Here is a 7,093-nt window from a genome sequence, read left to right on the forward strand (position 1 = left end):
TCCAATAGCATAACATCCTGCAATCTCTTTGTCAATCATTTCTCTCAAATTTTATACTTTAGTCAGCTCGCGGATTGGTCGCCCTTTTTCATCGTAGATAAAGTCCTTGACCCGCTGGCCATTCCCCATTGCAACAAGTAGCAGGTCACGATAAGGTTCTGCTAATTCTTCAAATAGGAAGGTTTCCTCATCTAATTGCTCCAGTTTACGTTTACTGTCAATCTCACCAGGACTTCTCAACTTACATTTAGTCGATGGTAACTTGTCCAAATGCCGTTTCTCAATACGATAGTAGTAATTGTCATCACCATATGTAATTTCTAGGGCACCTGAATTGGTCCGTCGTTTATCCACATCGGTATACTTTTCTTGATGAAGTGTCCACCAGCTTCGAATCCCCTCAAAGGCCGCTTCTTCGCTAGCATATGATCCATGTTCCTTTCGAACACCATCGCGTCGATTTTCCCAGTAGTTTGTGTAAACTTCCACCATGTACATCACTCCTATTCTCTTGATACCCCTATCATATAGGAAACGGCCTAGCGATGTAAACGCTTTCTATAAATATTCACACTTTCTTTCGGATTTCTTAATCTGGAATGATCCAATAAGTTTCATCTGAACTATTATTGATTTCTTCTATTTGCGATTGAAAATCGTCCGAATTATAGATATCCACGACTGCTTGCACCCAATCTTCTTCCGCTGTTTCAGGAGTGGAAACTACAGCTTGCAGTAACAAGTCTTCCCGCACATCCTCCGCTAATATCATAGTTGAGAAGTCAACGCCCGCGTCATACGCGATTGAGCCTGGAATAATGGCGTAGGCTAAATCTTCCAAGGTTCTTGGGATTGACGCTGATTGCATTGGTACAATTTCAATGCCCGCCGTATTTTCTGAGATGTCATCAACCGTTAAATTCTCGAGGTTGGCATCCTCACTGAATTTTATCCAGCCCGCTTTCCGCAAAACGAGTAAAGCTCTCGTATAATTTGATGGGTCATCCGGGATACCCACACGGTCCCCGCTTGAGACAGCAGCCAAATCATCCTTTGTACCTGGGAACAAACCTGTTGGCACAGTCGGTACCGGTGTCACAGCCGTTAGTTCTGCACCCGCTTCTTCATTAAAGTTAGCTAAATATAAGGAATGTTGGTCAACATTTAAGTCTGCTGACCCTTCTTGTAAGGCAACATCCGCTGACCGCAAATCCGTAAACTCAATTTCTTCAACTGTATAGCCTTCTTCTTCTAACTTAGGGGCCACTTGGTCTAGAAATAACTCACTATAAGGACCCGGTGACGTCGCGACTCGAATAGTAGTTTCCTCACTACTATAACTAGAACACGCTGCAAGCACCGTTGCCGATAAACCCAATAATCCCAACTTCACAAAATGCTTCATAATAACCTTCCCCCATATCAAATTATTTTCTTTTCACAACTTCATTATATTGAAAGATTCAAGATATTGATAATACCTCATTTTAATCAAGAGTAATCGTTTATAACGAACCTAACTATTATAATTGGATTAAATTTGCTATAATTTGGACACACTAGTAAATCCTAGTGAAACTTGCAAAGTGAAGGAGTTTTTTCATGGTCATACGCTGTCAATTTGCCAATACCCCAAACATGATTGCTTATCATGACGAGGAATGGGGTCAAGATAAAACCACTAGTCAGGAAGTCTTTGAGGCCCTGTGCTTAGAATCCATGCAAGCTGGTTTATCCTGGGCTATTATCCTGAAAAAACGGCCAGCACTTAGAGCAGCTTTTGCTGATTTTGACCTGGAGGCCTTGGCCAAGTTTGATGAAACTGATGTTGACCGGCTTATGCTTGATGAAGGGATCATTCGTCACCGCCAAAAAATCCAAGCTATGATAAACAACGCCCAGTGTGCGCTAGCAATCGAGGAAGATACTCATTTTCCAAGTTTTAGAGATTTCATCTACCAAACAGCACAACAATTGGTGGTCGAATTTGACGGAAATGAAGACGAAATCAATAAAGCGCTGATGAAATTACTGAAGAAACGCGGGTTTAAATTTGTCGGGCCAACCACAATCGAATCATTTTTAGAGACGATTGGTGTCTATAACCACCACGACCCAGAGTGTGACTTCAGGTAAAGATTTCATTTACTTAATTATGACTTAGATTTTACATGAAATTATTACGCTTACTTTATAATGTGATGTAAGTTAGTGATAAATCAATTTATTTATAAATATGCGAGGAGATTTTTATGCCATTAAATATCAACCAACAAAAATGGGACCCCTTTGTTATCGAACGTCTGAATACAGTGATTCGTGAATCAGCTTCAGAAGCAATTGTTAGCAAGCAAGATACTGATTACGCTATATTTGATTTTGACAACACTACAATCATGCATGATATTGAAGATCATCTAATGATGTATATGATTGATCACTTGGCCTACAAGATGACACCAGATGAATTCTATGACGTCTTAACTACAGGCCCGATGAATTTCAACCAACCTATTTTCCCGAATTCAAAAAATATGGCAACTTATATTGATTTGGCGGACGACATCATCGCCCAATACCAATTCTTATATACCGACTATATCGCCCTAGACGAGAACGAACGCTTGCCACTAGAACAAGTGAAGGAATGGACCCAATTCAACGAATTTGCAGCGAAATTGCGTTTGTTCTACCAACTAGCAGGTAGTGAATTCCGAAGAACGCCAGGCGAAAACTCTCCGATTTACTGGTTTAAAGGCTATACTGTTGAAGAATTTAAAGCCCTATCTGTAGCTGTATTCCAAGATGCTTTGAATAAACCAATCGCCCTACGCCGACTATTTTCTAGCCCACATATTAAGAGCAAGGTCGGAAAAGTAGAAGCCTCTTTCGAACAAGGGATTCGAATCCCAGATGAAATCTTACATTTATGGCAAGTGCTTAAAGACAACAACATCACCATCTATGTCATTTCCGCTAGTCCAATTGACTTGGTTCGTTCAGTGGTCACTGAAGCACCTTTCAACTTAGACGCAAGCCAAGTTTTCGGCCAGTGCTACGACGTGGATGAAAATGGCATTATGGATTCACGTCTAGAAGAAGGCACCTTTATCACTAAGGGCTTGGGAAAAGTAGAAGTGATTAAAAACTTCATGGTAGCTGATCACGGCAAGCAACCAGCTATGGTATTTGGCGACTCTATGGGTGACTACCCAATGATGACACAATTGCCTTTCGTGAAGTTAGCGATATTATTCAACCGTTATTCTAGTGACCAAACCCAACAACTAATCGTTAAAGGGATCAATATTTACGGTCAAGACGACGCCAAATTGGTAATCCAAGGACGCGATGAAAATAAAGGAACCTTACGCCCAAGTATGGCAACCATTCCATTAGGTCACTTAGAGCCCGTATTACAAGCCAAGGAATTATATTTATAGAAATAGCAGTGAGATTGGGTGAAAATTCAATCTCTCTTTTTATTTGTGCATAGTAAAAAACGCCAATAACAAGTGTTATTGGCGTTTTTTTACCTTATATCAGTAGGGCGTCGACTCCCTAACCCTGTTTAGTCGGGTGCGCTCGGCCATCTCAAGTCCACTTCAGAATAGTTGTTGAGCTTAGCGGTCTCGCTTACACCCTTTAGTTGGGTTCGAGTCTCCAGAAAGAACTGCGTTTCAGTTTAAGTTGTAGCTGACTGCGCCATCTACTGCCTTAATCTTCCAACGTTTCCTTTCTGCGCGTCGACTCTCACACCCTTTTATTTATATTCTTTGATGTCTTGTTCTAATTGCGCTAAGAATTCATCAAACGGCATTGATAGTGTTTCTTTTGAACCATAGCGACGTACTGTTACTGTGTTTTCAGCGATTTCGTTGTCACCAAATACCAATTGGTATGGAATTTTAAGGGTTTGTGCTTCACGAATCTTGTAACCCATTTTTTCGTTACGACTATCCACTTCAACACGCATACCAGCAGCCTTCATTCGACGACGGATTTCTTCAACATGGTCACCATGTGCGTCGTCGTTAACTGGGATTAATTTCGCTTGAACTGGTGCTAACCAAGTTGGGAAGGCACCTTTGTATTCTTCGATTAGGTAAGCTACGAAACGTTCCATTGTTGAAACGACACCACGGTGGATAACCACTGGACGGTGTGTATCTTGACCGTCTTGACCAACGTAAGTTAGGTCAAAGCGTTCTGGTAATAAGAAGTCTAATTGAACAGTAGACATTGTTTCTTCGTTACCTAAAGCAGTTTTCATTTGAACATCTAATTTAGGACCATAGAACGCTGCTTCACCAATGGCTTCAAAATATTCTAAACCTAAGTCATCCATTGTTTCTTTTAGCATTGCTTGTGCTTTTTCCCACATTTCGTCATCATCAAAGTATTTATCCGTATTTTCTGGATCACGGTAAGATAAACGGAAGCGGTAGTCTGTAATATTAAAGTCATCATAGACTTGTTTGATTAATTGCAGTACTCGCGTAAATTCTTCTTTGATTTGGTCTGGACGTACAAAGATATGCGCATCATTTAAAGTCATTTCACGTACACGTTGTAAACCAGATAAAGCGCCTGACTTTTCATAACGGTGCATCATACCTAATTCCGCAATCCGAATTGGGAATTCACGATAAGAGTGAATATCATTTTTATAAACCATCATGTGATGTGGGCAGTTCATTGGACGTAAAACTAATTGTTCACCGTCACCCATATCCATTGGTGGATACATATCTTCATGGTAGTGGTCCCAGTGTCCAGAAGTTTTATAAAATTCAACATCTGCCATAATTGGTGTATACACATGCTCATAACCTAGTGATTCTTCTTTATCAACGATGTAACGTTCGATAATACGACGAACAGTTGCACCTTTTGGTAACCAGAACGGTAAACCAGAACCAACTTCAGGATTTACCATGAAGATATCTAATTCTTTACCTAATTTACGGTGGTCACGTTCTTTAGCTTCCTCACGCTGTTTGATGAACTCTTTCAAGTCACGTTTCTCAAAGAATGCTGTACCGTAAACACGTTGCATCATTTTGTTATCTGAGTTACCTCTCCAGTATGCACCGGCAACAGATAATAGTTTGAATTCTTTAATGTAACCAGTTGATGGTACATGGATTCCACGACAAAGGTCAGTGAATTCCCCTTGTGAGTATACTGTTAACGTTTCATCTTCTGGTAAATCTGCGATGATTTCTAATTTATATTCATCATCCGCAAAGATTTCATTCGCTTCAGCACGCGTCACTTCACGACGTTCAATTGGATAATTCTCTTTTACAATTTTAGCCATTTCAGCTTCAATTACTGGTAGATCTTCTTCAGTAATTTGTTTTTCTTGGTCCGTATCATAATAGTAACCTGTTTCAATGGCTGGACCGACACCAAATTTAATGCCTGGATACAAACGTTTCATCGCTTGCGCCATTAAATGGGCAGTAGAATGACGTAAGATACCTAATGCATCTTCATGTTTAGGGTCAACGATTTCAATCGCGCCACCTTCATTAATTGGGGCATTTAAGTCCACCAATTCACCGTCAATTTTAGCCGCTAATGCGCGTTTTGCTAATGAGTTACTAATTGATGCAGCAACGTCACGACCAGTCACGCCTGCTTCGAATGATTTTTTAGCCCCATCTGGGAATACTAAGTCAATCATGTTTTTCCTCCTTTTTCCTTTTGAAAAATAAAAAAGCCCCATCCTAGCCTAAAAGACTAGAATGGGACGCTAAGAAACAATATGCGTGGTTCCACCCAAGTTCGATAATATATGCAGGGCATACCTTATCCTCAATTGCTGATAATGGGGGCAACCCGTACACCTTATCACATGTGCATAATGCCATCTGTTTCGGTGCGATCTAAAGAGTGGTTCGCTATATGATCTTGCAAGTTTCTCACTAACCAACTTGTCCCTAATGTCCAATCCTAAAGCTTGTCTCTTATCATCGATATAGTTATCTGATTTCAAAATAAGTATAAGCATCGAGCCTATAATTGTCAAACAAAATTCATAAGAAACCGTTTCACATAGGTGATTTCAAGGAAAAAGAGACGAGTGTAAATTCGCCTCCTGTAGGTGAAATTTATTGTACCCGTGAACCGTCAGTGTATTGACCACTTTGGTTTGCTTGACGACGTTGTTGTTCAGCTGCACGTTTTTGTTCATTTTGGTCACGTTCATACTCAGCTCGTGTTAACACGTCGTTTACGTTCATGTTCACTTCAACAACTGTTAAACCGGTCATTTGTTGAACATTTTCTTTCACTGATTTAGTCACTTTGTCAAAAGCGGCTGGAATATCTTTGCCATATTCAGCAATCACTTCAAGGTCTAAAGCTACTTCTTTTTTACCAACTTCTGCGCTAACACCTTTAGTTTCGTCTTCGCCGTTAGAGAAGAAGTTCTTAATTCCTGAAGTAAAGTTGCCTTTTAACTCTAAAATACCATCAATGTTTTGAACTGTATAAAAAGCAATTTTTTCCAAAACACGGTTTTCAAAAGTTAAATCATTTGTGTGTTTTACGTTTTCTGACATGTAAAATACCCCATTTCTTTTATTATTAAATATATAACCAATAAGTTTTAATCATCATAGCAAATTTATCTACTTAACTCAAACGATATGACGCTAAAAATTGAAAAATGAGAACCAGCTTCCTAAGTCAATTTGACCATCAAAATATGCCCCTGCAATGTATCCAATTACTGAGAATACTAGGATAAATAAGGCAGGTCCAAAACCTAACCACATCCACAGTAAACCAAAAATGAAAGCAATCAATCCGCCAATAATACGATTTCTATATGGATACCAACTACGTGGTGGTTGTTTCATATGCTCTGTGCCCCCTATCAAAATTCGGTCCTATTTGACCAAGATTATCTAACGCGCGCCTGGTTTTGACCGCGACCTTGTTGGCTTACTTGGCTCGCATCATACGGTGCGGCAGATACTTTAACATTTTGAATATTTGTCCCTAAAACGCGTTCTGCACCAAGTCTTGCTTTTTCTGCGATTTGATCAGAAATCGCTTGAACTGCTTGGTTTTTATCTGT

Annotated in this window: 7 protein-coding genes; 2 read left to right on the forward strand and 5 right to left on the reverse strand. The window is 39.9% G+C overall.

Annotated elements, in window-relative coordinates; all coding sequences use genetic code 11:
• Positions 1–51: 51 nt before the first annotated feature.
• Together ACRCJ0_RS07920 and ACRCJ0_RS07925 are read right to left on the reverse strand one after the other, a co-directional pair.
• Positions 52–492, reverse strand: a complete 441-nt coding sequence (locus tag ACRCJ0_RS07920; protein ID WP_431390110.1) for a hypothetical protein — start codon at positions 490–492, stop codon at positions 52–54.
• Between the two features lie 97 nt (positions 493–589).
• Positions 590–1,405, reverse strand: coding sequence for a MetQ/NlpA family ABC transporter substrate-binding protein (locus tag ACRCJ0_RS07925; protein ID WP_431390111.1), 816 nt, complete (start codon positions 1,403–1,405; stop codon positions 590–592).
• 197 nt (positions 1,406–1,602) lie between these two features.
• On the opposite strand from ACRCJ0_RS07925, the gene ACRCJ0_RS07930 reads away from it, so the two are divergent.
• The gene (locus ACRCJ0_RS07930) at positions 1,603–2,136 is read left to right on the forward strand and encodes a DNA-3-methyladenine glycosylase I (RefSeq protein WP_431390112.1); all 534 of its coding nucleotides are present in this window, start codon (positions 1,603–1,605) and stop codon (positions 2,134–2,136) included.
• 116 nt (positions 2,137–2,252) lie between these two features.
• Positions 2,253–3,443, forward strand: coding sequence for a hypothetical protein (locus ACRCJ0_RS07935; RefSeq protein WP_431390113.1), 1,191 nt, complete (start codon positions 2,253–2,255; stop codon positions 3,441–3,443).
• 320 nt (positions 3,444–3,763) lie between these two features.
• Here ACRCJ0_RS07935 and thrS read toward each other — a convergent pair whose 3' ends face one another.
• The 3 genes from thrS to ACRCJ0_RS07950 form a co-directional block, all read right to left on the reverse strand.
• Complete coding sequence (thrS, locus tag ACRCJ0_RS07940; RefSeq protein ID WP_069285616.1) at positions 3,764–5,692, reverse strand: threonine--tRNA ligase; 1,929 nt, start codon at positions 5,690–5,692, stop codon at positions 3,764–3,766.
• A 427-nt stretch (positions 5,693–6,119) separates the two neighbouring features.
• The gene (locus ACRCJ0_RS07945; RefSeq protein ID WP_418147258.1) at positions 6,120–6,572 is read right to left on the reverse strand and encodes an Asp23/Gls24 family envelope stress response protein; all 453 of its coding nucleotides are present in this window, start codon (positions 6,570–6,572) and stop codon (positions 6,120–6,122) included.
• Between the two features lie 93 nt (positions 6,573–6,665).
• On the reverse strand, positions 6,666–6,872 hold the full coding sequence (locus ACRCJ0_RS07950; RefSeq protein ID WP_016897720.1) for a DUF2273 domain-containing protein: 207 nt from the start codon (positions 6,870–6,872) through the stop codon (positions 6,666–6,668).
• Positions 6,873–7,093 lie beyond the last annotated feature (221 nt).

The organism is Aerococcus sp. L_32 (genome assembly GCF_050689315.1).

Coding starts and splice junctions, on each gene's coding strand:
- ACRCJ0_RS07920 (WP_431390110.1), bottom strand. CDS start 492: ATGGTGGAAGTTTACACAAACTACTGGGAAAATCGACGCGATGGTGTT.
- ACRCJ0_RS07925 (WP_431390111.1), bottom strand. CDS start 1,405: ATGAAGCATTTTGTGAAGTTGGGATTATTGGGTTTATCGGCAACGGTG.
- ACRCJ0_RS07930 (WP_431390112.1), top strand. CDS start 1,603: ATGGTCATACGCTGTCAATTTGCCAATACCCCAAACATGATTGCTTAT.
- ACRCJ0_RS07935 (WP_431390113.1), top strand. CDS start 2,253: ATGCCATTAAATATCAACCAACAAAAATGGGACCCCTTTGTTATCGAA.
- thrS (WP_069285616.1), bottom strand. CDS start 5,692: ATGATTGACTTAGTATTCCCAGATGGGGCTAAAAAATCATTCGAAGCA.
- ACRCJ0_RS07945 (WP_418147258.1), bottom strand. CDS start 6,572: ATGTCAGAAAACGTAAAACACACAAATGATTTAACTTTTGAAAACCGT.
- ACRCJ0_RS07950 (WP_016897720.1), bottom strand. CDS start 6,872: ATGAAACAACCACCACGTAGTTGGTATCCATATAGAAATCGTATTATT.